The organism is Rubritalea profundi (genome assembly GCF_002954445.1).
GTDB lineage: Bacteria > Verrucomicrobiota > Verrucomicrobiia > Verrucomicrobiales > Akkermansiaceae > Rubritalea > Rubritalea profundi.
In genome coordinates this window covers 694,915-718,050 of record NZ_MQWA01000001.1, presented here as the reverse complement: position 1 = coordinate 718,050, position 23,136 = coordinate 694,915, and the positions used below count along the sequence as shown (strand labels likewise).

The 23,136-nt window shown below is 50.1% G+C and carries 20 protein-coding genes; 12 read left to right on the top strand and 8 right to left on the bottom strand.

What is annotated here, in order from left to right:
* The first annotated feature begins 2 nt into the window (after nt 1–2).
* The 7 genes from BSZ32_RS03120 to BSZ32_RS03090 all read left to right on the top strand — a co-directional run bounded on the left by BSZ32_RS03120 (nt 3) and on the right by BSZ32_RS03090 (nt 9,698).
* Nucleotides 3–1,898, top strand: coding sequence for a peptidoglycan D,D-transpeptidase FtsI family protein (locus tag BSZ32_RS03120; protein ID WP_105042070.1), 1,896 nt, complete (start codon nt 3–5; stop codon nt 1,896–1,898).
* Nucleotides 1,895–3,766, top strand: a complete 1,872-nt coding sequence (locus tag BSZ32_RS03115) for a UDP-N-acetylmuramoyl-L-alanyl-D-glutamate--2,6-diaminopimelate ligase (RefSeq protein WP_105042069.1) — start codon at nt 1,895–1,897, stop codon at nt 3,764–3,766. The genes BSZ32_RS03120 and BSZ32_RS03115 overlap by 4 nt, the downstream gene beginning before the upstream one ends.
* A 3-nt stretch (nt 3,767–3,769) precedes the next feature.
* The gene (locus BSZ32_RS03110) at nt 3,770–5,029 is read left to right on the top strand and encodes a UDP-N-acetylmuramoyl-tripeptide--D-alanyl-D-alanine ligase (RefSeq protein ID WP_105042068.1); all 1,260 of its coding nucleotides are present in this window, start codon (nt 3,770–3,772) and stop codon (nt 5,027–5,029) included.
* Nucleotides 5,030–5,147: 118 nt separating this feature from the next.
* A complete protein-coding gene (mraY, locus tag BSZ32_RS03105) occupies nt 5,148–6,428 on the top strand; it encodes a phospho-N-acetylmuramoyl-pentapeptide-transferase (RefSeq protein ID WP_105042067.1) in 1,281 nt (426 codons plus the stop codon).
* On the top strand, nt 6,425–7,732 hold the full coding sequence (gene murD, locus BSZ32_RS03100) for a UDP-N-acetylmuramoyl-L-alanine--D-glutamate ligase (protein WP_105042066.1): 1,308 nt from the start codon (nt 6,425–6,427) through the stop codon (nt 7,730–7,732). Before mraY ends, murD begins: the two co-directional genes overlap by 4 nt.
* Before the next feature lie 36 nt (nt 7,733–7,768).
* Nucleotides 7,769–8,527 (top strand): LysM peptidoglycan-binding domain-containing protein, encoded by a 759-nt coding sequence (locus tag BSZ32_RS03095; RefSeq protein WP_105042065.1) that lies wholly within the window; start codon nt 7,769–7,771, stop codon nt 8,525–8,527.
* A gap of 4 nt (nt 8,528–8,531) precedes the next feature.
* Nucleotides 8,532–9,698 (top strand): FtsW/RodA/SpoVE family cell cycle protein, encoded by a 1,167-nt coding sequence (locus tag BSZ32_RS03090; RefSeq protein ID WP_105042064.1) that lies wholly within the window; start codon nt 8,532–8,534, stop codon nt 9,696–9,698.
* Between the two features lie 86 nt (nt 9,699–9,784).
* Here BSZ32_RS03090 and BSZ32_RS03085 read toward each other — a convergent pair whose 3' ends face one another.
* A complete protein-coding gene (locus BSZ32_RS03085) occupies nt 9,785–10,237 on the bottom strand; it encodes a hypothetical protein (RefSeq protein ID WP_105042063.1) in 453 nt (150 codons plus the stop codon).
* A 147-nt stretch (nt 10,238–10,384) separates the two neighbouring features.
* Nucleotides 10,385–11,614 carry an aspartate kinase gene (locus tag BSZ32_RS03080; RefSeq protein WP_105042062.1) on the bottom strand — a complete coding sequence of 410 codons (1,230 nt, stop codon included), beginning with the start codon at nt 11,612–11,614 and terminating at the stop codon, nt 10,385–10,387.
* A gap of 289 nt (nt 11,615–11,903) precedes the next feature.
* Here BSZ32_RS03080 and glmM point away from each other — a divergent pair, with 289 nt between their 5' ends.
* The 3 genes from glmM to glmS are packed head-to-tail and all read left to right on the top strand — an operon-like array spanning nt 11,904 to nt 15,983.
* Nucleotides 11,904–13,262 (top strand): phosphoglucosamine mutase, encoded by a 1,359-nt coding sequence (gene glmM, locus BSZ32_RS03075; protein WP_105042061.1) that lies wholly within the window; start codon nt 11,904–11,906, stop codon nt 13,260–13,262.
* Nucleotides 13,263–13,265: 3 nt separating this feature from the next.
* On the top strand, nt 13,266–14,114 hold the full coding sequence (locus BSZ32_RS03070; protein ID WP_105042060.1) for a hypothetical protein: 849 nt from the start codon (nt 13,266–13,268) through the stop codon (nt 14,112–14,114).
* A 27-nt stretch (nt 14,115–14,141) separates the two neighbouring features.
* On the top strand, nt 14,142–15,983 hold the full coding sequence (gene glmS / locus BSZ32_RS03065) for a glutamine--fructose-6-phosphate transaminase (isomerizing) (RefSeq protein ID WP_105042059.1): 1,842 nt from the start codon (nt 14,142–14,144) through the stop codon (nt 15,981–15,983).
* 241 nt (nt 15,984–16,224) lie between these two features.
* Here the strand turns inward: glmS and feoB are convergent, their stop codons facing one another.
* From feoB to BSZ32_RS18630, 4 genes are all read right to left on the bottom strand, one after another.
* On the bottom strand, nt 16,225–18,132 hold the full coding sequence (feoB, locus tag BSZ32_RS03055) for a ferrous iron transport protein B (protein WP_105042057.1): 1,908 nt from the start codon (nt 18,130–18,132) through the stop codon (nt 16,225–16,227).
* A gap of 20 nt (nt 18,133–18,152) precedes the next feature.
* Nucleotides 18,153–18,407 (bottom strand): FeoA family protein, encoded by a 255-nt coding sequence (locus BSZ32_RS03050; protein ID WP_105042056.1) that lies wholly within the window; start codon nt 18,405–18,407, stop codon nt 18,153–18,155.
* Between the two features lie 507 nt (nt 18,408–18,914).
* On the bottom strand, nt 18,915–20,012 hold the full coding sequence (gene rlmN / locus BSZ32_RS03045) for a dual-specificity RNA methyltransferase RlmN (protein ID WP_105044756.1): 1,098 nt from the start codon (nt 20,010–20,012) through the stop codon (nt 18,915–18,917).
* 161 nt (nt 20,013–20,173) lie between these two features.
* Nucleotides 20,174–20,326: a hypothetical protein gene (locus BSZ32_RS18630; RefSeq protein WP_165788603.1), complete on the bottom strand. Its 153-nt coding sequence runs from the start codon at nt 20,324–20,326 to the stop codon at nt 20,174–20,176.
* Nucleotides 20,327–20,425: 99 nt separating this feature from the next.
* Between BSZ32_RS18630 and purD the strand changes: the two genes are divergently transcribed.
* Nucleotides 20,426–21,676 (top strand): phosphoribosylamine--glycine ligase, encoded by a 1,251-nt coding sequence (gene purD / locus BSZ32_RS03040; RefSeq protein WP_105042055.1) that lies wholly within the window; start codon nt 20,426–20,428, stop codon nt 21,674–21,676.
* Between the two features lie 162 nt (nt 21,677–21,838).
* On the opposite strand, the gene BSZ32_RS03035 is transcribed toward purD, so the two are convergent.
* The gene (locus tag BSZ32_RS03035; RefSeq protein ID WP_105042054.1) at nt 21,839–22,456 is read right to left on the bottom strand and encodes a hypothetical protein; all 618 of its coding nucleotides are present in this window, start codon (nt 22,454–22,456) and stop codon (nt 21,839–21,841) included.
* Between BSZ32_RS03035 and BSZ32_RS19595 the strand changes: the two genes are divergently transcribed.
* Nucleotides 22,455–22,664: a hypothetical protein gene (locus BSZ32_RS19595; protein ID WP_240610551.1), complete on the top strand. Its 210-nt coding sequence runs from the start codon at nt 22,455–22,457 to the stop codon at nt 22,662–22,664. The genes BSZ32_RS03035 and BSZ32_RS19595 overlap by 2 nt on opposite strands.
* On the opposite strand, the gene BSZ32_RS19590 is transcribed toward BSZ32_RS19595, so the two are convergent.
* A complete protein-coding gene (locus BSZ32_RS19590) occupies nt 22,646–22,978 on the bottom strand; it encodes a hypothetical protein (RefSeq protein WP_240610550.1) in 333 nt (110 codons plus the stop codon). The genes BSZ32_RS19595 and BSZ32_RS19590 overlap by 19 nt on opposite strands.
* Between the last annotated feature and the right edge of the window lie 158 nt (nt 22,979–23,136).

Here is a 23,136-nt window from a genome sequence, read left to right as displayed (position 1 = left end):
GAATGGATAAATCCGCCCAACGTCGTTGTATCATCCTTTGCCTTTTGCTCATTTCGGGCCTAAGCGCATTGTCTGGACGTTTGGTTTATCTGCAGGTTTTCGATAGAGCCCGCTACGCGGAAACCGCTGGAAATTCTTATCGGCGTAAAGAAGTCATTCAGGCTAACCGCGGAGTATTGCTCGACCGCAACGAGGAAATCATCGCAAGTACGGTGATCTCTAAATCTGTCGTGGTGGATGTGCAGCATCTCAAGGAGGCGTCACACGTAGCTAAGGGGGTTGCTTGCTCGCAGCTGCGTAAAGAACCAGAATGGAAAACCTGGACGGATAAGCAGAAGAGCTCAAAAATAAATACGCGTGTGCGCAAGTTGCTCGATGCGTACAGCGACAATCCAGCCGCATTGGTCGATATGCACTTTGACTACGCAATCGACCAGTTGGCGCGCCCTCTAGGTCTGAGCCAAGAGGAGTTAAAGAGCAAGATTCCGATGAGTAAGCGGGGGGGGGAGCGAGTAATTTATCAGGGCTTGCCAACCGAACTTGCTATTCGCTTAGAGCGCTTGATTAAAGATCGCCGTATCAAAGGGTTCTTTTTCCGTGAGGAAAAGCGTCGATGGTATCCAGCTCCAGAATTGGCATCGCATTTGATTGGCTACGTCAGTCGTAGTGGTAAAGGAATGGCTGGGGTGGAGTCCTCGATGAACAAATGGATGGAAGGCACCAATGGCTATGAAGTTGAGATGCGCGACATCCGTGGCAATGTGATGCCGGCGCATAAAGGAAGTTTTCGACCACCGAACAATGGACTCAATGTTCAGTTGACTCTCGATATGGGCATTCAGGCAATCTGCGAAGAAGAGCTCGATCGTGGGATGGCAGAATTTGAAGGGGTGAAGGGCTGTGTGGTTATGATGAATCCTCATACGGGTGAGATCCTAGGGATGGCGAGCCGTCCGCACTACAATCTAAATATCCGCGAGATGGTTGTTACTAACGGATTTAACTTTGCACTGCAGGCAATGTACGAACCTGGCTCGACTTTCAAGGTGCTAGCAGCCTCTGCAGCCATGAATGAAGGCCTAGTGAGCATTGATACGCTAATTGATTGCCACAACGGCTACTACAGGGATGGGAGAGCGATGGCTGTAAGGGATTCTTACCCTAAAGGGATTATCCCTGTGTGGAAGGTGCTGCAGAAATCGAATAACATCGGATCCTATATGATGGCGAAAATGGTCGGAGCTGACAGGTATTACAAGTACGCTGCCGCGTTTGGTTTCGGATCAAAAACGAATATCCAGCTTGCAGGTGAAAGTAAGGGCATGTTGAAAAACACCCAGAATGCAACCGACTTCTCACGAGTGGCCTATGGTTACGGAGTCAGTGTGACTCCTCTACAGATTGCGAACGCGTACTGTGTGATCGGCAATGGTGGAAAGTTGATGCAGCCGCGCATCGTTAAAAAAATCGATACGAACTCAGGCTTACTCATCGAAGAATTTTCGCCAGAAATGATTCGCAGGGTGTTGTCTGAGGAGACATCCCGACAAATGCGAGAAGCTTTGAAGACAGTGGTTCAGCCAGAGGGGACAGCGAGGCGAGCAGACGTTGAAGGTTTTACAGAGGGTGGCAAGACGGGGACCGCGTGGAAGTGGAACGTAAAAACTAAGATGTACGACAAAGATCGCTCTACAGTTTCCTTCGCCGGGATGCTGCCAGCAGAAAATCCTGCGTTTGTTTGTGTGGTTGTTATTGACGATCCACAGACAACCAACGTAAAGCACGGGGGCGGCTCCATAGCTGCACCGATTTGGAAGCGGATTGCTGAGCGCACTGCAGCGCACATGCACCTGACTCCTACGGAAGAAATCTCTGAACAACTTACCAAAAACAAATGATTTTACGTGAATTACTTTCCCACCTTCCGAAGGCCGTGGCCTCAGGGAACCTCGATCATGTCGCCAAAGGCGTGACAGCTGATAGCCGCAAGGTGAAGCCAGGTATGGTATTTGTCGCCATCCGCGGTGAAGAATCCGATGGCCATAAATATATCGACTCAGCCCTCAAGAAGGGTGCAGTTGCGATTGTCGCAGAGGCTGCGCCTGATGCTGATACTAGCGAAAAAGTCGTTTGGATCCACAGCAATGACACGCGTGTAGCGCTAGCAACCATTGCTAGCGCTCTTGCTGGCAATCCATCCGCGCAGCTCCGAACTGTCGGTGTCACTGGCACCAATGGTAAGACAACGACGACTTTCTTGCTTCAGCACATCATGAAGCAAAGCTGGACTCGCGCAGGCTTGCTCGGGACAATCACGGTGGATGACGGCGTTGAGCGTACAGAGGCGACGCACACCACTCCATCAGCAGACATTCTGCAGAGTCAACTCGGAGCAATGGTCGGCAACGGTTGCCGCGGAGTAGCTATGGAAGTGAGCTCTCACGGCATTGAGCAAAAGCGTATCGCAGCAGTGCAGTTTGATGCAGCCATCTTTACTAATTTTTCACAAGACCACCTCGACTACCATGGTTCCATGGCTGCTTATTTCGAGGTGAAAAAAGCATTTTTTGCGAGTCTCCCTCAGCAAGATGGTAAGAAGAAACCTGTCGCAGTAATCAACAGCGATGATCTTTACGGGGCAAAGCTCGTTAAAGAACTCGGCGAGGAATTCGGTGATGCCATCCACATCGTTACCTACGGAATGGGGGCGCATTGTGATTTTAAAGTTACTAAGATTAAGCAACAAGTTCGTGGTACAGAATTTCAGTTAGATAACCGTGGTAAGTCCTACTTGGTACGTACTCCATTTATCGGGCGCTTCAATGTTTACAACACACTGGCTGCAATCGCTGGAGCTGCTGCTGCGGGGATCAAGCCGCGTGATGCAGTCAAGGCTCTCGCCGAGGCTCCACAGGTGCCAGGCCGCATGGAGCTGATAGGAACCCGTGAGGGTGTTACCGTATTTGTTGACTATGCTCACACTCCAGATGCCTTACAGAATGTTTGTGCAACTCTGAAAGACTTGGGGCCTAATAAGCTCATCACAGTATTTGGTTGTGGTGGCGATAGAGATAAAATCAAGCGGCCATTGATGGCTGCAGTAGCGAGTGAGATAAGTGATCTTTGTTTGATTACATCTGATAACCCACGTTCTGAAGATCCCGATGCGATCATTAAACAGATCGAAGCAGGAATGAAGAGCAAAGCCTATCGGCCGATACCTGATCGAGACGAAGCTATCCGTACCGCTGTCAACGTGGCATCAAAAGGAGATATTGTTCTGATCGCTGGAAAGGGACACGAACTTTACCAAGAATTGGCAGACGAGAAGGTTCTCTTCGACGATCGCAGAGTAGCTCGTTGGGCGCTCAAAGATAAGCCAGTTGCTGAGCTCGATGAGGAAGAAAAACCTCGCGAGCGTAGCTACGACAATTTTGACCGTAAGGACTCCAGTGACTTCAAGCGCGATAAGTTTTCAGGTGATAAGTCAGAGCGACGCGACGGAGAAAGACCTGAGTACCAGCGCCCAGAAAAATATGGCGAACGCCGTGTAGGCGAGCAAGGTGACAAACGCGGTGGAGATCGTCGTGACTCCAGAGGTGGAGATCGTGGTGGTGAGCGTCGTGATTTCAGAGACGGAGACAGACGAGATGATCGTGGTGGTGAGCGTCGTGATTTCCGCGGTGGTGATAGGCGCGACTCAAGAGGTGGAGACCGCCGCAGTTTTGATGACAAAAGAAAAGATACTAACAACGAGGAGAAATAAGTAATGAAAACGACCCCGATCCAAAAACTCGTAAATTCTGTGCACGGTAGACTCCATTCAGGAGAGTCTGCTGGTGTCGTGACCTCAGTGTCGACAGATACACGCACGATCGGGGACGGATCTGCATTTTTTGCTCTCAGCGGTGAGAACTTTGACGCACACAATTTTTTAGAAAAAGCAGTAGCAGCCGGAGCCTCCGCAATTGTGGTCGAGCGCGTTCCTGCAGGCGTCCACTTTGGAAACACTGCAGTTATCGTGGTGAAAGACACTCTGAACGCCCTGCAAGCATTTGCCGCGTGGTATATCCGCGAGCTCGATGTCGAAGTGATAGCTATCACTGGATCTAACGGCAAGACATCGACTAAGGATTTCACAAAGGCTGTGCTTGGTGAGCGCTTCAAAGTGCACGCAACACTAGGAAATCTGAATAACCACATTGGCTTGCCTCTCACGGTGCTTTCAACCGAGGAGGACGATGAGGTGTGTGTGCTAGAGATGGGAATGAACCACTCTGGCGAAATATCTCCGCTGTGCCAGATTGCAAAACCACGGATAGGGATCATCACAAATGTGGGCACTGCTCATATTGAATTTTTAGGGAGCAGGCAGGCGATCGCAGAGGAGAAAGGTGCACTGGCTCGCGCTCTACCAGCCGATGGCGTGCTGATTGTTTCCGCTGCATGTGATTATGTCGATTACTTCCAGGGTCATAGCAGAGCTCGCAGAATGATTGTGGGAAATGGCAGAGGTGAGGTTCGCGCAGAAGAATTGCGAATGGATAAGAATGGCTCTGAGTTCCTTCTCGTGATTGATGGCCAAGAGTCCGAGAAAGTACATCTACAAGTGGTAGGGCGTCACATGATTGGCAATGCTCTGTTGGCCGCCGCAGCTGGTCATACTTTGGGTATGACGATTACTGAAATTGCAGCAGGGCTGAATAGAGCCACACTAACCAGCGGGCGTTTACGTGCTTTCCAGAGTGCTGGAGTGACGGTCTTTGATGACACTTATAATGCCAACCCGGAATCCATGATGGCTGCGATCGAGACGCTAGCAGAGCTAAAAGTGGATGCTTCAGCCCAACGCTACGTGGTGTTAGGGAGAATGGCTGAGCTGGGCAAACACGCAGATCAAGCGAGCCATGAGATCGGCTCGCTCGCCGCAGAACGCGGTTTAGGGGTGATGACCCTAGCGAGGAAGCCAAAGCCATCTCAGTGGCTGCAACCCAATCTGGAGCATCCGCTGTTCATTTTGAAACTGTAGAAGCTGCGGCCGAATGGTTGCAGTCGACCTGTGTCACCGGCGATGCGGTCTTATTCAAAGGTAGCCGCGCAGCCGCTATGGAGCGGGTAATGCACAAAGCTTTTCCGACGGACTAATCATGTTATACGCAATTTACGAATGGTGGTATGCAGCACTCCAAGATGGTGCTGAGTGGGCAGAGAGATTCAGTTTTCTGAATCTGTTGAAGTATCTAACAGTACGTGCCGCGCTAGCCTGCATGTTGACCTTTGCCTTGTCGCTATTTTTGGGACCTCGGGTGATACGGAAGCTCATTTCGCTTAAAGTTGGCCAGCCGATCCGCTCGGCTGCAGAGGTGCACAAGTTACACGAACTTCACGGAGCGAAGGCTGGGACACCAACAATGGGAGGGGTGATGATTATTGGCTCAGTCCTCGTTGCAGTTTTACTCTGCGGACGCGCTCTCAATCCATTTGTTGCGGTTACCATGTTCGTGATGATAGGTCTCGGACTACTTGGGTTTATCGACGATTACACCAAGGTGAAATTGAAAAACTCTGATGGAGTGAGCGCCCGCACCAAGCTGGGCTGGCAGTTTGGAATCGCGTTGGTGGCTGGTTGTTTCCTGTTTTTTAAACCAGAGGTGGCTGGAACTCTAGCAGCAAAGGAGCCGAAACGTGCTACTATTGAAAATGTAGAGAATCAAGATGTGGCAACAACCAAGGCTAACGAAGATCGCTTCCCACCGAAAGATGCTACTGGATATTGGGTTCAAGTGGACGGAAAAGCTCAAGCTATGCGCTCAAGCGAGCTGACTATCCCGCTAGCGAAAACTCCATTGTTTGACCTTTGGTACCTCGCTATTCCTTTCTTCGCAATCATCATCATTGGAGCCTCTAATGCAGTGAATCTTACTGATGGGCTCGATGGCCTAGCGGCTGGTTGTACCATCACTACAGGTCTAGCATATGCTGTGGTTGCTTACCTTGGTGGGCATCTGGTCCTTGGATTTGACTATCTGCACATGGCGTACAACCCGATGTTAGGTGAGCTAGCAGTGGTTATGATGGCTATAGTGGGAGCATCGTTCGGTTTCCTTTGGTTTAACTGTCACCCGGCAAAAGTCTTCATGGGAGATACGGGTTCGCTGGCTATCGGTGGCGCCATTGGTACTGCGGCTATCTGTACCAAGCAGGAACTCTTGTTAGTAATCATCGGCTGGGTTTTCGTGATGGAGGCTCTCTCTGTGATCATTCAGGTCGGAAGCTTCAAAATGCGTAAAAAGCGTGTTTTCGCGATGGCTCCTATCCACCACCACTTCGAGCTTCGTGGCTGGCATGAAAGCCAAGTCATTATCCGCTTTTGGATTATCTCCATCCTCTGCGCCATGGTTGGCCTAGCCTCTCTCAAAATCATATGATCCTTACAGGCAAACAAGTTGTAGTTCTTGGAGCTGGCCGTAGTGGCCGAGCTGCGACGACGCTTGCTCTGGCAAAGGGTGCTGAGGTCCGCGTATTTGATTCGAACCCGAATGCGCATTTCGATGGCTGGCCTGAGGCTGCTGTCGGGGTCGCGGGAGCTACCGATGCTCTAGGGCTGGAAACTAGCTGTGACTTGCTAGTGATTTCGCCGGGGATCGATACCTTTGGTTCGTTTGTGAAATCCTTTGCCAAAAATGCTGGTGAGCTGATTGGCGAGGCCGAGTTAGCCGCCCGATTTTACCAAGGTAAAGTGGTAGGGATCACAGGAACCAATGGTAAAACGACGACTACTGAGTTGGTCCAGCGCATACTGGAACACAGCGGACTGAGTTGTGTGGCTTGTGGTAATTATGGAGTACCATTCTCTGAAGTTTTGATGATGGACATGGTTCCAGGCTCTGTAGCTCTTGAGCTTAGTTCCTTCCAGTTAGAGACGGTGAAGGATTTCCATGCTGATGTGGCAATCTGGTTAAACTTCTCAGCCGACCACATGGATCGCTACACAGCTATCGAAGATTACTTTGATGCAAAAAAGAATATCTTTATCAATCAAGACTCTAGCGACACTGCAGTCGTTAGACTAGGTGAAGATCTTGGGGGACTTTCTGCTACTAGTTTTACCTTCAGCACTGAAGCTCAGAATTCTGATTACTATCTTGTAGAGAATCAGATATATTTCTCCGGTCAGCCTGTGTTAGATCTTTCCGTGACACACATGCGCGGTCTGCATAATGCTGAGAATGTGATGAGTGCTGTGGCGGCTTGCCATGCTCTAGGAGTGTCCTACGAAATCGCAACTGACGCTCTTAGGGGCTTTGCTCCACCGATGCATCGCTGCGAGCTTATCCGCACCTTAGATGGGGTGGAATACCTCAACGACTCTAAGGCGACAAACCTCCACGCGCTCGACAGTGCATTGCGCTCACAATCTAGGCCTGTTGTCCTGCTAGCAGGAGGAAAAGAAAAAGGCCTTGAATACGAAGAGCTGTTAGCGCGTCTAGAAGAGAAGGTGCATTCCGCAATTGTGTTCGGTGAGATTGCTCAGCCGTTGGCATCCATTTTTTCAAAAGTAGTACCTACAGAAGTGGTTTCCACCTTAGACGAGGCTGTGGTTCTAGCTCAGAAACACGCGCATCTAGGAGATGCGGTGTTGCTCTCGCCAGGAACATCATCCTTCGATCAATTCTCAGGATACGAAGCACGCGGTGATCATTTCCGCATGCTCGTCAATAATCTCAAATAATTTCCATCCCAACCATTCCCAGCCCTAAAAAAGACCATGAAAGACAAAAAACTCCAGACCAAGCGGCAGACTAAAACTGGTTTCCGCAAACTGCACGCTAAAGTGACTGCTAGTTCTCGTAGAAAACAGCGAGCCAGTACTTCGGCTAACCCTAACATGCTCGATTCCGATGTGCCGAATGCCAGCATCGGCCGAGCACTCACAATCATTCTTATGCTTCACCTCGTAGCAATTGGAGTGATTTATACTGGCATCAAGTGGAACAAGGGACAATTTGATGACATCCTACCAGCTTCAGCGCGGACGCAAGCGGCTGCGACAAATGTCGACCTTAGTAATGTCAATGCCGGCCTCAGAACTGAATTTATGCTCGCAGGAGATACTTACGAAGCTTTTGCCGCACGCCACCAAGTGGATGTACAGGAGCTTCGCAAAGTGAATAATAATACAATTCCTCTCGCAGGGAAGCCATTGAGCCTACCCGCGGAGACTATCAAGGTGACATCGCCAGCAGTGGTTGCGGCGCTTCCAGTTTCAGATCGGCCACCACTCCCAGTAACGAACACTGTTGTCAATGTGCAGCCTGTGGCACATAGAGCGGTGATTGTTACGGCTAACATTCCTCTGGCTCAGCCAGTGGCAGGAGCTCAGACATACAAGGTGCAACCTGGTGATTCAGTCTGGCGTATTTCGAATAAATTTAAAGTGAGCCAAGATGCTCTGATGCAGCTCAATGGGATGAGCGATGCGCGTCAGTTACGCTCTGGTGTGACACTTAAAATTCCAGCTAAATAATCCAATGATCACAGCCCTCGAACGATCAGCAGATAGTCGCAATGCCATCATGGTATGTATAGCCACTAGCCTACTCATGGTGTTAGGTTTGGTGATGCTGGCATCGACGAGTGTATGGATCACAGAGGGAAGGGAATATTCTTTGTTGATCAAACAAGCTGGCTGCCTAGGCTTTGGTCTTATTGTCTCAGGAGTCTTAGCTTACAGTGATTATAAAAAATTACGAAAATGGGCGTGGCCGATTTATAGTTTCGCTATTTTCTTGTTAGCTCTTTGCTACATCCCAGGGGTTGGCAAAGAGGTAAATGGTGAGACCCGCTGGATTCAGCTCGCCGGCTTTACCTTCCAACCGTCTGAGCCAGCTAAAATAGCCCTCATGATTGGGCTCGCAGCTTGGTTTGCCCACCATCAGGCTGAGGTGAAAACTTTCCGCAAGGGTTATCTCTATCCTATGGCGATACTCGGTTCGCTCATAGGTTTGATCTTTTTTGAGAAAGACATGGGGACATCCGCCGGACTCGCTGCTGCAGGGATTGCTCTTATGTACATTGCCGGTACCCGTGGGTATCTATTGTTAGGATCCTGCCTTGGAGGGCTAGGCGTCCTCTCAGCGTTTGTATACACTAACGCTAACCGGATGAACCGGATCATGGCATTTATGAACCCAGATGACCCTGACGCACAGCGTGGCTTTTTCTACCAACAATATAGAGCTTTGTTGGCATGGGGCAATGGTGGTGTCGATGGACTCGGCCTAGGGAATGGTGCGGAGAAGCATGGCTACCTCCCCTTCGCGCACACAGATTTCATTTTCCCTATGGTTGGGGAGGAACTCGGCTTATGGTTTGCTCTAGGCACAGTCTTTTGCTTCGCTCTAATCGCCGCCTATGGCATTGCGATTGCAGCACGCTGTACGGATCTCTTTGGTCGCTTGCTCGCTGCTGGTCTGACATGCTCTATCGTAGTCCCCGCGATGATGAATATAGGAGTGACAACAGCTGTTCTACCTAACACTGGACTGCCTCTTCCCTTTGTGAGCTACGGCGGTACAAACTTAATCTTTACAATGGCGACCGTTGGTTTGCTCATAAGCATCCATCGCTCTACCATCACCCTCACTCCACGCGGTGAAAGAGTGTTGTTAGCGAAGAAGAAGAGTGTGAAACTCTAGAGGTTTTTAGGCTGCCGGATGAGCTCTTTAGATGAACACAAAAAAAATCCGCCCATCGTGAGCGGATCGTATTGATTTACCGTGGTCTACTTTGGGAGGTAAAAAAAGGTGCCGGCGGAGGGAGAGGAGACGAGTGTGCCAGGCTTGCATCTAGCTATACGGATTTCTCGTTTATCGTATGGATTGAGGTAGTAGTCTGTCTTTCCTGCGACTTTCGTCGCGGTTGGGTATTGTGAGAAGTGGGGGATGTAGTATTTTTTTCTGCCAGATCCTAATAGGATGCCTGATGGCTTGCCGAAAACATTGACGGGCTTGTTCGTGTAAGGGTGGTGAACGTATGTCGATGAGCTGTGCACGCGTTGAGCGATTGGGTAATTTCCCTTAGCGCCTTCGTGCATCACTAGCTCTGGGATCACTTCGTCGTCACCTTCAGTTAGCTCAACAGCGATGGCTGCAAGCGCGACAGCTTCCACGCAAGAGGTGAGTAAGCTGAGAGGTAAAAGTGAGGTGAGAGCGAGAACGAGAAGCTTGATTTTCATGAAGATTAAATTGCTGCGCGGAGAGTGTACTGGAATGCCTTTAGGCGATAGACTTTTATTTCCTTCGTTTTGACGGGTGGTAGGAAAGTAAAAAGCTTCACGACCAGATGGTGGTGAAGCTTTGAAAAATTGAATAGAGAAGCTAGGTTATTTAGTAGGCTCTTTGTCTAGATCGAAGGCGGCGTGGACTATGCGTGCTGCGTCTTCGATGTCTGTCTCATCGACGGTGACTGCGATCTTGATCTCGGAGGTTGTGATCATGCCGATGTTGATGCCAGCTGCTCCGAGTGCTTCGAACATTTTTGCTGCCACACCGGAGTGTGAGCGCATGCCGATACCGACACAGGAAAGTTTAGCTATGCCTGCTTCAGTCTCGATTCCTGCGGTGTTTCCTAGCTTAGAGATGATGGGCTTGAGAGCGGCTTGGGCCTTGCCAAGATCGTTGCTGTGCATCGTCACTGAGTGGCGAGCGAGGCCATCGTGCGCGATGTTAGAAATGATCATGTCGATGTTGATCTCCGCTTTCGCAAGACAGGAGAGCATCGCTGCGGACTTGCCTGGCTCGTCTGGGATGCCAGTGATCGTGAGGCGTGCTTGGGAGCGCTCTATTGAGACTCCTCGGATGACTACTGATTCCATGTTGTCGTGTTCTTCGGTTACTATGGTTCCTGGATTATCGTTCAAGGATGAGCGGACCTCAAAGATCACGCCATATTTTTTTGCAAATTCTACTGAGCGGGACTGCATCACTTTAGTGCCAGAGGATGCCATTTCCAGCATTTCGTCGTAGGACACTTCTGGCATTTTACGCGCATCTTTGACGATGCGTGGATCACAGGTGTAGACTCCATCTACATCTGTAAGGACCTGGCAGACGTCGGCCTTCAGAGCTGATGCCACTGCGATGGCTGTGAGGTCTGAGCCTCCACGTCCCAGTGTGTGGATCATGCCGTCTTCGCGTAGGCCTTGGAATCCGGCGCAAATAATGACTTTTCCTTCGTCTAAAAATCCTTGCATCATCGTAGGGTCGATCGCGTCGATCTTTCCTCGGGTGTGTGACCCCGTGGTTCTGATGCCGGCTTGGCGACCTGTGACGGAGGCTGCTTCGACTCCAAGCTCGTGAAGAGCCATGGTTACCAATGCGATAGATTGCTGCTCGCCAGTAGAGAGTAGTACGTCCATTTCGCGTTCGGCTGGCTCATCATTTAGCTCATTGGCCATGGCTATGAGTTTATTAGTGACGCCACCCATTGCTGAAACCACTGCAACTACTTGGTTACCTTCGTCGCGGAGTCGCTTAATACGGCTGGCAACATTACGAATGCGATCGAGTGAGCCTACGGAAGTTCCGCCATATTTTTGAACGATGAGAGCCATGTTGTATTGCTTGTTGTTGAAAATAGGTCAGTCGCGTTGAGGAGCGACAGCAAGGACTGAGTAATTGAGACTATCAATGATGTCTAGTCTAGAAATGCCTGAGCTGTGTAATCTTGGTGAGATTTACAGGCGATGTGGTTGCTGGCCGTGCGGATTGAAACCCGATGACAATAAAGACTAGAAATAGATATGGCATGTTCTGGTCAAACTGTTAAATTTTGGTCGGTAATGTTAAAAGTTGATCGGATTAGTGTGGTTTCGGATCGAACAACAAAGCTATTATATATATATGAATAAGCAACTTTTTGGAACAGATGGAATTCGTGGGAAAGCGAATCATTGGCCAATCACCCCAGAAGTGGGAATGCGTATTGGTCGTGCTGTAGCGCGGGTATTGAAAGCTCAAATGGCTGGGCATCATAAAGTCGTCATCGGCAAGGATACTCGACTTTCTGGTTACATGTTGGAAAGTGCGATCACGGCTGGATTAGTTTCGGAAGGAGCTCGTGTATTATTGACTGGGCCAGTTCCGACACCAGCTATTGCCTACCTTACTAAATCGATGGCGTGTGACGCAGGGGTGATGTTGACAGCGTCTCATAATCCCTACACTGACAATGGTATAAAGATTTTTGGACCGGACGGCTACAAGCTCAACGATGCCTTGGAGGAGGCAGTCGAAGCAATCATTCTAGAGGATAAACTCAGTGACCCAGAAGGAGAAATGGGCAAAGCCCTCCGGATTGATGACGCGACCGGGCGTTACATCGAATTTGCCAAGGCGTCGATTGGAGCGAAATCTCTCAAGGGGCTTAAAATAGTGATAGATTGTGCCAATGGTGCGGGTTATTTTGTTGGCCCACTGATCTTAGAAGAACTAGGCGCCGAAGTGATCTCCATGGCGGTTGCGCCAGACGGACGAAATATCAATGCTGGAGTTGGTGCACTGTACCCTGAGTTGGCCGGTGAGCAGGTCAAAGCACATGGAGCCAATCTAGGAATCTGTCTCGATGGCGATGCTGACCGTGTGATTTTTGTTGATGAAAATGGGGAAGAGGTCTCAGGCGACAAGGTTCTCTATATGTGTGCCAAGGCTCTTAAGGCCCAGGGCAAACTCGCGAAGGACACGCTCGTTGCTACGGTAATGAGTAATCTAGGTCTACATTCAGCTTTAGCTAAAGAAGGAATCAAGGTCGAAGCCACAGGGGTCGGAGACCGTCTGGTGATAGAGTGTATGCGTGAGAATGGCTATTCGCTCGGTGGAGAAAATTCTGGCCACATCATTTTTGCCGAAAGCGCAACCACTGGTGATGGCTTGATGTCTGCGCTCAAGGTGCTTGAAATGATGCAAGAATCAGGCAAGCCGCTCTCTGAGTTGGCGAGTGGAATGGAGGAATTCCCTCAGGAACTCCACGGGCTAGATGTTACCGAAAAACCTCCGATCGAATCAATTCCAGAGTTGGTTCAGGTGATCAGTGAGGTGGAAGAAGAATTTGGAGCCGACGGCCGTGTATTAGTACGCTATTCTGGTACGGAGAATAAAATTCGTGTGTTGGTGGAGGCAAAATGTGCTCAGGCAGTAAAGTCCTCAACGGAGAAGATTTGTGCAGTTGTAGAAGCTACTATCGGAAACAAATCACCAGTCTAGCTGATGCAACTTTTAAAAGCAAAAAACGTCGGCAATTGGTGGCCATTGGCAGAAGGAAGTGTGCCATCGGATCAGTTTGTGGCAGGTCAGACATTACAAAAATGCCAAGAAGTATTCGCTCCGGCTAATGCTAGCGTGTATCAAAATTCTTGGGTCTCTCAAGAGGATTGGAAGCTGTTGTTAGCCGCCGGATTCGGAGCCAACCTTCTGAGCAGGCAGGGCGAGAAGCTTGCTTGGCTGGACGATGGTAGTGGCACATCTCTGACCGCGAGCGACGATTCACTCTTGTTATTGTACCCTTGGGATCTACTGCAGGTGAATGAGCAAATAGTGGGCGCTTTGACTGAGAGCGTGCACATAGGTGAAGTGAGTCCAGCGGCCCACATAGAGGGAATTATTCACGTGGGAGTAGGGTCGCGGATCTTACCCGGCGTCTTTATCGAAGGCAATGCTGTGATCGGTGAAAACTGTAAGATTGGGCCGAATTGCTACATCCGTGGTAATACAGCTATCGGTGATGGTGTCCATATTGGGCAAGCCGTCGAGGTGAAAAATTCTATCGTTGGGCATGGTAGTTCAGTTGGCCACCTCAGCTATGTCGGTGACAGTGTGATAGGTTCCAAAGTGAACTTTGGTGCCGCCACAGTGACTTCAAATCTGCGTCACGATGGCAAAAATCATCGGACAAGTGTCGATGGAGCCTTGGTGGATACCGGTCGACGTAAGTTAGGCACGATCGTTGGAGATCATGTCCATACCGGCATTCATACTGCCATTTACCCAGGTCGGAAGTTGGGGCCCTATGCCACAACCCGTCCAAACGAAAGCGTCGAGAAAGACATTTTTGAATAATAAATAACTCAAAAAAATTAAAGATATATGTGTGGAATAGTAGCATATGCAGGCGTGCGCGCCGCATCACCGATCCTTTTGCAAGGATTAAGAAAACTCGAATACCGTGGGTATGATTCCGCGGGGATAGCAATTCACCGTGGCTCAGCCATTGAGATTTATAAACAAGAAGGGAAAGTAGCAAACCTAGTAGACTCACTAGGCGACTATCAAAATGATCTAGTTCACCAACAAGCGCACGTCGGGATTGCTCACACCCGCTGGGCGACTCATGGGCCGCCCACTCAGGCGAACGCGCATCCTCACTCCGCTGGTGATGGGCGTATCGCATTAGTGCATAATGGGATCATTGAAAATTATCGTTCACTGAAGTCCAAACTAGAAGCTCAGGGGCACGTCTTTCTCTCAGATACAGACAGTGAAGTTCTAGCGCATTTGGTAGATTCTCATTACGAGGGAGATCTTTTTACAGCGCTATCAGCAGCACTAAAGCAGGTCGACGGAACCTACGGTGTTGCTTGTATTTGCGCGGATGAAGCTGGTAAATTATTGGTTGCTCGTAGGGGCTCACCAATCGTTATCGGGCTAGGTGATGGTGAAACCATCGTGGCATCAGATGCCTCAGCTATTATAAGCCACACTCGCCAAGTAATCTATCTAGACGATAATGACATCGCTATAGTAGAGGAAGGTAAAGTAGATGTGCGCACCCTCGATGCTGTCCCAGTCCAGCGCGATCTAGCATCGATTGATTGGTCTGAAGCCGCGGCAGGAAAAGGCGGCTATGACCACTACATGCTGAAAGAAATTTTTGAACAACCCGAGGCTATTCGCAATGCTATTCGCGGGCGAATAGATAAAGATCGGGGGACTGCAATCCTTTCAGGCTTAGGTCTGAGCCCGCGTGAATTAGTCGACTTCCAGAGGCTGTTGATTGTTGGCTGCGGGACATCTCTCAATGCTGGACTTGTTGGCGAATATGCTGTCGAAAGTTTTGCTGCAATGCTCGCTGAGGTCGAGCAAGCTGCTGAATTTCGCTATAGAAACCCTATCGTAGGGAGTAAAGATCTGGTGATTGCCATTAGTCAGTCAGGTGAAACTGCCGATACTCTAGCAGCTGTTAGGGAGGCAATCGATAAAGGTGCTCTTGTGGCAGGATTGGTCAATGTGGTGGGCTCGACCATTGCTCGTGAAGCTGGACGAGGGATCTATCTACACGCTGGCCCAGAGATTAGTGTGGCATCGACCAAGGCATTTACCTGCCAGGTTTCAGTACTCTTGTTAGTCGCCTTGAAGCTTGCTCGTGGACGCAGGATGTCGCGTGATGAAGGAGTGAAAATAACACGCGAAATTCTCGGAATTCCAGCGCTTGTGCAGCAGGTACTAGAGAAGAATGATGCGATAGCAAAAATCGCCAACAACTTTATTAAATGCGAGCACATGTTCTACATCGGTCGTGGCTATATGTATCCAGTGGCACTTGAAGGAGCCCTAAAGATGAAGGAGATTTCCTACATCCATGCTGAGGCGTACAATGCTGCTGAGCTCAAGCACGGGCCGATAGCGTTGTTAGATGGAAATATGCCGGTGGTGGCATTGATGAATCGTGGACCAGGCCAAGAAAAAACCGTGGGAAATGTGGAGGAATGTCGCGCGCGTAAAGCTCCAGTTCTCGGAGTAATTACAGAAGGTGACGAGGAAGCTAAAGTCGCTTGTGACTGGACCATTGAAGTGCCAGATTGCCCACACTACATAGCAACGATTGTGTGCACTGTCGCGCTCCAGCTGTTCTCTTACCACGTGGCTCGTTTAAGAGGCTGCTCGATTGATCAACCTCGAAATCTAGCCAAAAGTGTGACGGTAGAGTAGTTGCTATTTGTATTCAGGTGAATACGATCAGCTGGAGCTTGTTCTTTTGGGAGATATAACCTCTCGTTTTTGGAGGAGCTTCTTTTTCGCTTTATCAGACATCATGTTACAGCCGCAGCTACCACAGGACGATGAACTCTTCAGCGATTTGTAGACCTTGTACGCTAGCGCCGCCACGGCGAGCGCGACAGAGCAGAGGGCGAGGATGGTCTGGGTGGATGGCATAAGATAAAGGAGTTCTCTAGAACCCTAACAAAGTCCCGATTTGGAAAACTGCAAGGGCTGCTAGATAGGCAAAGAGCGACATACCGACAAGTTGACCGACCGCCCAATTGTAGGAATTTGTCTCACGTGCCACCACAGCTGTGGTGGGAAGGCATTGCAGGGCGTAGACGAAGAAGATGAGGAGGCTTAGCAGCGTGAGAGGGGTGTAGATCTTGCTGCCGTCTGGCCAGGTAGATTCCGCCAATGCTTCACGCAGCAGTTTGTCTTGTTCCTCTTCCTCGATGTCCTCGCTGATGCTGTAGGTGATTTTAAGCGAACTCACAAATACTTCACGAGCGGCGAAGGAAGTGAGGACCGAGGTGGAGGTGCGCCAGTCGAAGCCGAGTGGCTTGAAAATCGGCTCAATAGTGTGGCCAATTTGACCCATCAAGGATTGCTCGAGCGCGAGTGATTTATCCTCGGAAGCAAGACTTCCTTTAGCTGGTTTTGGGTAAGTTTGTAGGGCCCAAAGGATGATAGAAAGTGCTAAGATAATCGTGCCAGCTCTCTTCAAAAATGCCCATGCGCGATCCCATATATGGCGCAGGAGATAGCCTAACTGCGGGAGTCTATATGGTGGAAGCTCTAGCATGAAATGGCTCGGAGTGGCATCTTCGGCTAGCCGTCCTTTGAGGATTCGTGCCGCAATGAGAGCTGTGACGATGCCTAGGCTATAGACACCTAACATAAACCCAGCCTGCTGCAGCGAACTCGCTTGAGGCAGCAACATAGCGATGAGAAGAAAGTACACTGGAAGACGTGCCGAACAGGACATCCAGGGAGCAATCAATATAGTAATGAGTCGTTCCTTCGCGCTATCTATGGTGCGGGTTGCCATGATGCCGGGGATGGCGCAGGCGTGTGAAGAAAGTAGCGGGAGGAAAGCTTTACCAGAAAGACCCACCAGGTTCATCACCCTATCCATCAAAAAGGCGGCGCGTGCCATGTAGCCACTGGCCTCCATCAGAGCGATGAACAAAAACAAGAGAACAATCTGTGGCAGGAAGATCAAAGTGCCTCCAATGCCAGCGATTACTCCATTGACTATCAGGTTATTGAAATCTCCCTCAGGTAGCGTATTTGCAGCCCATTGACCTATGGAGCCAAAGCTCTCGTCGATAAAATCCATCGGATAGGAGGAGAGCGAGAAGATCGTCCAGAAAACGCCTAACATGATAGCTATCAACGCAGCCCACCCGGTGAACGAGTGCAGTAAAAAGCTGTCTAACTTGTCGGTGAGCGTCAGTGTGCCGTCGTTTTCACGGCGGGCAGCTTCACCACAAATTGTTTGGATGAAATGCGTCCGTGCGGCGAGGCGTTCTGCCTCAGATCCAGAGACTTCCCACTTGGGGTAATCGATTGCTGGGAGGGGGAGGCGGAGTGCCTGCTTGAGCTCCAGCGTGCCTTTGTTTTTATTTGCCTGAACGGGCACAACGGGGACGCCTAGCTCCTCCGAAAGGATAGTCGGGTCTAGGTGGATTCCACGTGACTCCGCGAGGTCTACCATGTTCAGAGCGATCACCACTGGGCGGCCCAGTTCGATCACTTCCATCGCCAGCAATAGATGACGCTCAAGAGCTGAGGCATCGAGCACACAGACGCTGATGTCGGGAAATGTTTCGTCATCTTGTTCGCCGATAAGGAAATCGCGCGTGACCTTTTCGTCAGGTGACTGCGCATTGAGCGAGTAACAGCCAGGGAGGTCGACTAATTCGATCTTGCGGCCATGGGGTGTACGGAAACTGCCAGACTTACGCGAGACCGTCACACCTGAGTAGTTGCCGACCTTTTGGTTTTCACCCGTGAGAGCGTTGAAAAGGGTGGTTTTACCAGAGTTTGGGTTCCCGACGAGTGCAACTAGGTGTTGCTCAGATGGAGAAGACATAAAAAATAAGGGAAGTCTGTTTAGACTGGGCAGACAAGAATCTGCGCTGCGAGCTTCTTGTTGAGCGCCAATTTAGTGCCACATACCGTGCAGAGCATATTGTGGCCGTTACTGAGCTTTTTGACTTCCATGGATTCACAAAAACCCATACTGCGTAGGCGGTCACACGCGGCACCTTTGATGGAGTTGATGCGTAGAGAGCACCCAACACTCGCCTGAGCCAGTGTCATTGCACTGTCAGTTTGGATATCGGTGGCACGTCGGAAGAGCTTCATCACTTAGATCACTAATGCAGTTGAGATTCGTTTGCAATAAGAAATTTCACCTATGAGCGCATCCTGAAGCCGTTGAATAACTACATCCTAGTTTAGAAAAGGCGAACAAGCCCGGACAAAGCCGAAAGAGTCCGAACTTAAAAGGCTGGAGCTGAAGGCAACCCGAAAATTGTGCGAGAGTCTACTTGAGAAAAATCTGATCGAAAACAAGGGTTTGGACAGAGGTTCTGGAAAAAAAGAAGGAGCTGGCAAGAATTGTGCATGAGCTTTGTTGAAAGGCTGCGGCGTTGGACTCTGTCGAAACATTGACGGCTTTTTATAGGCGCCCATTTTTTATGAGATGAGTAAAAAAAGATCGTGCCGTTTGTCTTCGTCAGTAAATCCAGAACATATTCTACAATTAGAGCTTAGTCTGTGTAATGAAACCTCACTGGGAGATGATCCCATCATGCTTAAGGTAAAAACGTAACCACCTAACAACGTAAAACACTAAGAGGCTCCACCTCCCTAGTTCTTCGCCTCAATGATTCCATCTGCCGTCTCTTGCTGGAGGCGGAGTTGACCACAGGCTGCATCGATGTCGCCACCCTTCTCGATTCGGAGAGTGGTAGTAACATCGTTGTTACGGACAATATCGCGGAATTTGTAGCAATGCTCTTCCGATGGGCGTTCCCACTCGAGCCCTTCAACTGTGTTGTAGGGAATCAGGTTGACGAGGGCTCCAAGTGATTTGGCGCGCTTGGCTAGAATCTTAGCCTGCGCGAGGTCATCGTTGATGTCCTTGATGAGAATGTACTCAAAGGTGATGCGCTTCTTACTCTTGCTCTTGTAGTAGTGAAGGGCCTCGAAGAGTTCTTCGATCGGCCACTTTGAGTTGACAGGCATGATCTTGTCGCGCGTGTCGTTGGTCGCTCCGTGGAGCGAGATGGCGAGTCGGATCTGCTGTGGCCGGTCGGCAAGCTTCTTGATCATCGGCGCGAGACCCGAGGTGGAAATCGTGATATGGCGTGCGCCAATATGCATGCCCCAATCAGCAGTGATGATGTCAAGAGCTTGGTTGAGGTTTTTGAGGTTGGCGAGAGGTTCGCCCATTCCCATGAAAACGATGTTGTTGATCTTGCGGCCCGCAATTTCTTCTACCGCCATCAACTGACCAACGATCTCGTCAGCAGTGAGGTTGCGGGCAAAGCCATCGAGCCCAGAGGCGCAGAACTTACAGCCATAGGCGCAGCCAACTTGAGATGAAACACAGGCTGTGTGGCGATCTGATTTGTCGCCGTAAAGTGCCGGTGAGGCGGGGATGAGAACTGTCTCGACGTAGCGGCCATCGTGCAGCTTAAACAGAAATTTGCGAGTGGTGTCCTCGGAACCTTGTACACGAACGCACTCGAGTGGCTTGTAGCGGAAGTTTTCCTTCAGCGTGTCGCGCAGTTCCGCCGGGAGGTTGAGCATTTCATCAATACTTCCAGCACGGTGCTTATAGATCCACTCCAGCGCTTGCTTTACGCGATAGGCTGGCTGGCCGTACTCGTCTTTGAGAAGGGCGGAAAGGTCATCCAAGGTGTATCCTAGGAGGCTGGGAAGTGCTTGTGGTTTAAGGCTCACGATGGGTGTTTTTGCCACTTTACACCAATTGTCCAGCAAATCCCGCTAGAAATGTGAGGGAGGAGGGTAGCTAACTCACTCTGCAGGTTTTACTACAGGCTCGACAGGCTTGATGGAAACCATCTTTATTTTGTATGGGAAGCGAGGATTGATTCCATGCGCTATCTCTTCACCTTCTTGAAGGTTGTCCAGCCCCGATTGAGTGAAATTTTAGAAAAAAACTCGGCGTTGAGGACGGCATCATTGATGACTTCATTGTTGAGAAGAGTGACGTTATGGTCTCTTCTAGGATTGAGGGAGCGAGAAAAGGGCATTTTTTTACAAAAGACATGCGATGATTTAGGATGTTAGAGAGTGAAAGTCAAACTTCGCTCTTGGAGATTGCGGTGGTCTAGTTTTATCTCCCTTCAGATATGAAAATTTTGGTTGTAGGAAAAGGCGGACGCGAACATGCGCTTCTGACAGCATTCAGCGAATCACCAACAGCGACTGAGCTTTATAGCTTCCCAGGAAGTGATGCGATAGCTGAGATTGCGACACTTGTTGATGTGGATGGGCTCGAGAGCCTCATCGCATGGATGAAGGGGAATGACATCGAACTCTGTGTTGCCGGTGAGGAAAGTTACCTGGTGACTGGCGAAGGACTTGCTAACCTTTGCGAAATAGAAGAAATCCCATGTTGGGGGCCACATTTCCAATCGGCCCAGCTCGAGGCGTCTAAAGAGTTTGCTAAGGAATTCATGTTGCGCCACGACATCCCAACGGGTGCTGCTGCTGGTTGTGCTGACATTGACGAAGCGCGTGTCGCTATCAATGGCGTGTATCCAACGGTGCTGAAGTTCGATGGTCTTGCCGCTGGTAAAGGTGTGGCCGTTTGTCCAGATGAAGCGACCGCTGAGGAATTTTTAAATGACGTGATGGTGGAGCGCCGTTTCGGTGCAGGCCGCCTTCTGGTGGAAGAATGTCTCATCGGCCCTGAGGTTTCAGTCTTTGCGGCCGTTGTGGACGATAAGTATCTCATCTTCACGCCTGCACGTGACTACAAGCGGGCACTCGATGGCGACCTAGGTCCTAACACTGGTGGCATGGGAGCTGTGGCTTCGCGCCAACTTGTGAGCAAAGAGCTGCTTGCTCAAATCGACAGAGAGATCGTCAAACCGACTGTGGATGGTCTCGTGAAAGATGGCCTTCCATACCGCGGTTTCATTTACTTTGGCTTGATGATCACAAAAGACGGTCCAAAAATTATCGAGTACAATTGCCGATTCGGTGATCCAGAGTGCCAGGCAGTGATGCCAATCGTCGGTGGTGATCTCACCCAGTTTTGTTTCGACGGTGCCAAAGGTGAGCTCAATCCCGAGCTGCTTAATTTCAGCGAAGGTTGGTCAGTTTGTCTGGTGCGTGCCTCAGCAGGTTATCCTGAGACATCCCGTAGTGGTGACGTGATCACTGGCTTCGGCGATGTAGAAGGTGCTCGTGTGTACCATGCGGGAACTCGCAAAAATGCCGACGGCCAGTGGGAGACTAATGGCGGGCGGGTGCTGGCTGTAGTGGCTGGTGGAGACGACCGCAAGTCAGCTGTGGATGCCGCATACAAACAGCTTGAGAAGGTTACATTCGATGGGATGCAAAGCCGTACAGACGTCGGGGTATTCAATTTTTAAATCAAAAACGTGAAGTGATGGATGCTTAGTTTCTAACTTCGCGAAAAATAAAAAGGGCGGGCACCATGATGGTGTCCGCCCTTTTTGTGAATATAGTGGTGGCTTCTAACCGCCAAACCTTATGATCCGCTGACTAGGCGGTTTGAAACCGCCGTCACACTTCTAGAGTTCGCTGAGGTGATCTGCGCAAAACTGTGACCAAGTTTCGAGTCGTTCGTGGAACTCACCTTTTAGCTCAGCTACGCTGCTGAGTTGGAGATCGGCAATGGCGTCTTCGTTTGACTTTACCTCAGTGCCGTCGATGTCGAAAAGGTGAACCACTCCGAGGTGGACTTTACCCACTTCGTTCGTGTCATCGTTAAGTAAGCCGACGATTTTCTGAGTGTAGCTGCCATCGATGACTACTTCTTCAGCGATTTCGCGCTCAACACCCGCCATGTAGGTTTCATAGCCAAGGTGATCTTCGCGCTTATCTTCCGGGTTGATGTGGCCACCGATACCCATGGAGCGCTTAGCGTGCAGGCGAGCTTCGCCGCCAGCCTTACCGCGGGAATAATGGACGAACTGTCCATTGAGACGGATCAACACGTAAGGGATGAGTTGCTTGTGCGTTGGGTCCTCTTCCGCAGCACCACGATCCATGAAGAAGTTATTCTTAGGGTCTAGAATGGTTGGGAGGTACTTGTCGACGTCCGTGTTGAGCCCTTGAAAGGAACCTAGTGAGTCAAGTAGTTCGCGGGTGATGACGAGAATTTGCTCGCCTGTGTAGTCTTTTGCCATGAGTCAATTATGCCGTTTGAGATTTAACAAAGTCAGCTACCATCTGGATGTCTCCATCAGCAGCCCACACGTGACGCAGGAAATCGGCTGGGTGGATCTCGCCATGGCTGCGGAGAAAGTTGCGGTCGCCACCACAGCTAAACATGATGTTAGGGTCGAGCTCACCGCGGAGCTTGTGCTCAGCTTTACTTATGATGCGGGTAGGTAGGCGATGCCGTCAAACTCCTGATTCTTCGCAGGTAGAGCGCCAGCTGTGATCTCGTGCTCGCTGAGGATACCTTGCTGCATGACATTGAGGTAGTCACGGCGTACGGCAGCGATGAGGAGTGCTGTTGATTCGGTGGGCTCTCCTGCGTCTGCTAGATCCTCGACGAAGTCGAAGAGTTCACGTGGCTTGTATCCGATAGATTGGAGGAAGCTGATATCGTCCTCCGTGTAGTAAGATTCGTAGTCAGTGTTACCTCCTCGATAGGCTTCGTTGCAGCGGCGAAAGAGTTTTAGAAAGTGATCATTCCAAGTCATGGAAGGACACTGGCGTGTTAGGTGGCAGCTGTCAAATCTTGAGCGCATAAGGGTTTCTCTAGAGTGTCATAGAGTCGTTTTTTCTTGCCATGGCGTCCATTTGCTTTAAGCCAGTAGTGTTAAATCTCTCAGTATTTTAGATTTACGTCTTAGTAATC

Bases quoted from the DNA above. Each gene is read 5' to 3' on its own strand.
- BSZ32_RS03120 (WP_105042070.1), top strand. From the start codon at position 3: ATGGATAAATCCGCCCAACGTCGTTGTATCATCCTTTGCCTTTTGCTC.
- BSZ32_RS03115 (WP_105042069.1), top strand. From the start codon at position 1,895: ATGATTTTACGTGAATTACTTTCCCACCTTCCGAAGGCCGTGGCCTCA.
- BSZ32_RS03110 (WP_105042068.1), top strand. From the start codon at position 3,770: ATGAAAACGACCCCGATCCAAAAACTCGTAAATTCTGTGCACGGTAGA.
- mraY (WP_105042067.1), top strand. From the start codon at position 5,148: ATGTTATACGCAATTTACGAATGGTGGTATGCAGCACTCCAAGATGGT.
- murD (WP_105042066.1), top strand. From the start codon at position 6,425: ATGATCCTTACAGGCAAACAAGTTGTAGTTCTTGGAGCTGGCCGTAGT.
- BSZ32_RS03095 (WP_105042065.1), top strand. From the start codon at position 7,769: ATGAAAGACAAAAAACTCCAGACCAAGCGGCAGACTAAAACTGGTTTC.
- BSZ32_RS03090 (WP_105042064.1), top strand. From the start codon at position 8,532: ATGATCACAGCCCTCGAACGATCAGCAGATAGTCGCAATGCCATCATG.
- BSZ32_RS03085 (WP_105042063.1), bottom strand. From the start codon at position 10,237: ATGAAAATCAAGCTTCTCGTTCTCGCTCTCACCTCACTTTTACCTCTC.
- BSZ32_RS03080 (WP_105042062.1), bottom strand. From the start codon at position 11,614: ATGGCTCTCATCGTTCAAAAATATGGCGGAACTTCCGTAGGCTCACTC.
- glmM (WP_105042061.1), top strand. From the start codon at position 11,904: ATGAATAAGCAACTTTTTGGAACAGATGGAATTCGTGGGAAAGCGAAT.
- BSZ32_RS03070 (WP_105042060.1), top strand. From the start codon at position 13,266: ATGCAACTTTTAAAAGCAAAAAACGTCGGCAATTGGTGGCCATTGGCA.
- glmS (WP_105042059.1), top strand. From the start codon at position 14,142: ATGTGTGGAATAGTAGCATATGCAGGCGTGCGCGCCGCATCACCGATC.
- feoB (WP_105042057.1), bottom strand. From the start codon at position 18,132: ATGTCTTCTCCATCTGAGCAACACCTAGTTGCACTCGTCGGGAACCCA.
- BSZ32_RS03050 (WP_105042056.1), bottom strand. From the start codon at position 18,407: ATGAAGCTCTTCCGACGTGCCACCGATATCCAAACTGACAGTGCAATG.
- BSZ32_RS18630 (WP_165788603.1), bottom strand. From the start codon at position 20,326: ATGCCCTTTTCTCGCTCCCTCAATCCTAGAAGAGACCATAACGTCACT.
- purD (WP_105042055.1), top strand. From the start codon at position 20,426: ATGAAAATTTTGGTTGTAGGAAAAGGCGGACGCGAACATGCGCTTCTG.
- BSZ32_RS19595 (WP_240610551.1), top strand. From the start codon at position 22,455: ATGAGTCAATTATGCCGTTTGAGATTTAACAAAGTCAGCTACCATCTG.
- BSZ32_RS03035 (WP_105042054.1), bottom strand. From the start codon at position 22,456: ATGGCAAAAGACTACACAGGCGAGCAAATTCTCGTCATCACCCGCGAA.
- BSZ32_RS19590 (WP_240610550.1), bottom strand. From the start codon at position 22,978: ATGACTTGGAATGATCACTTTCTAAAACTCTTTCGCCGCTGCAACGAA.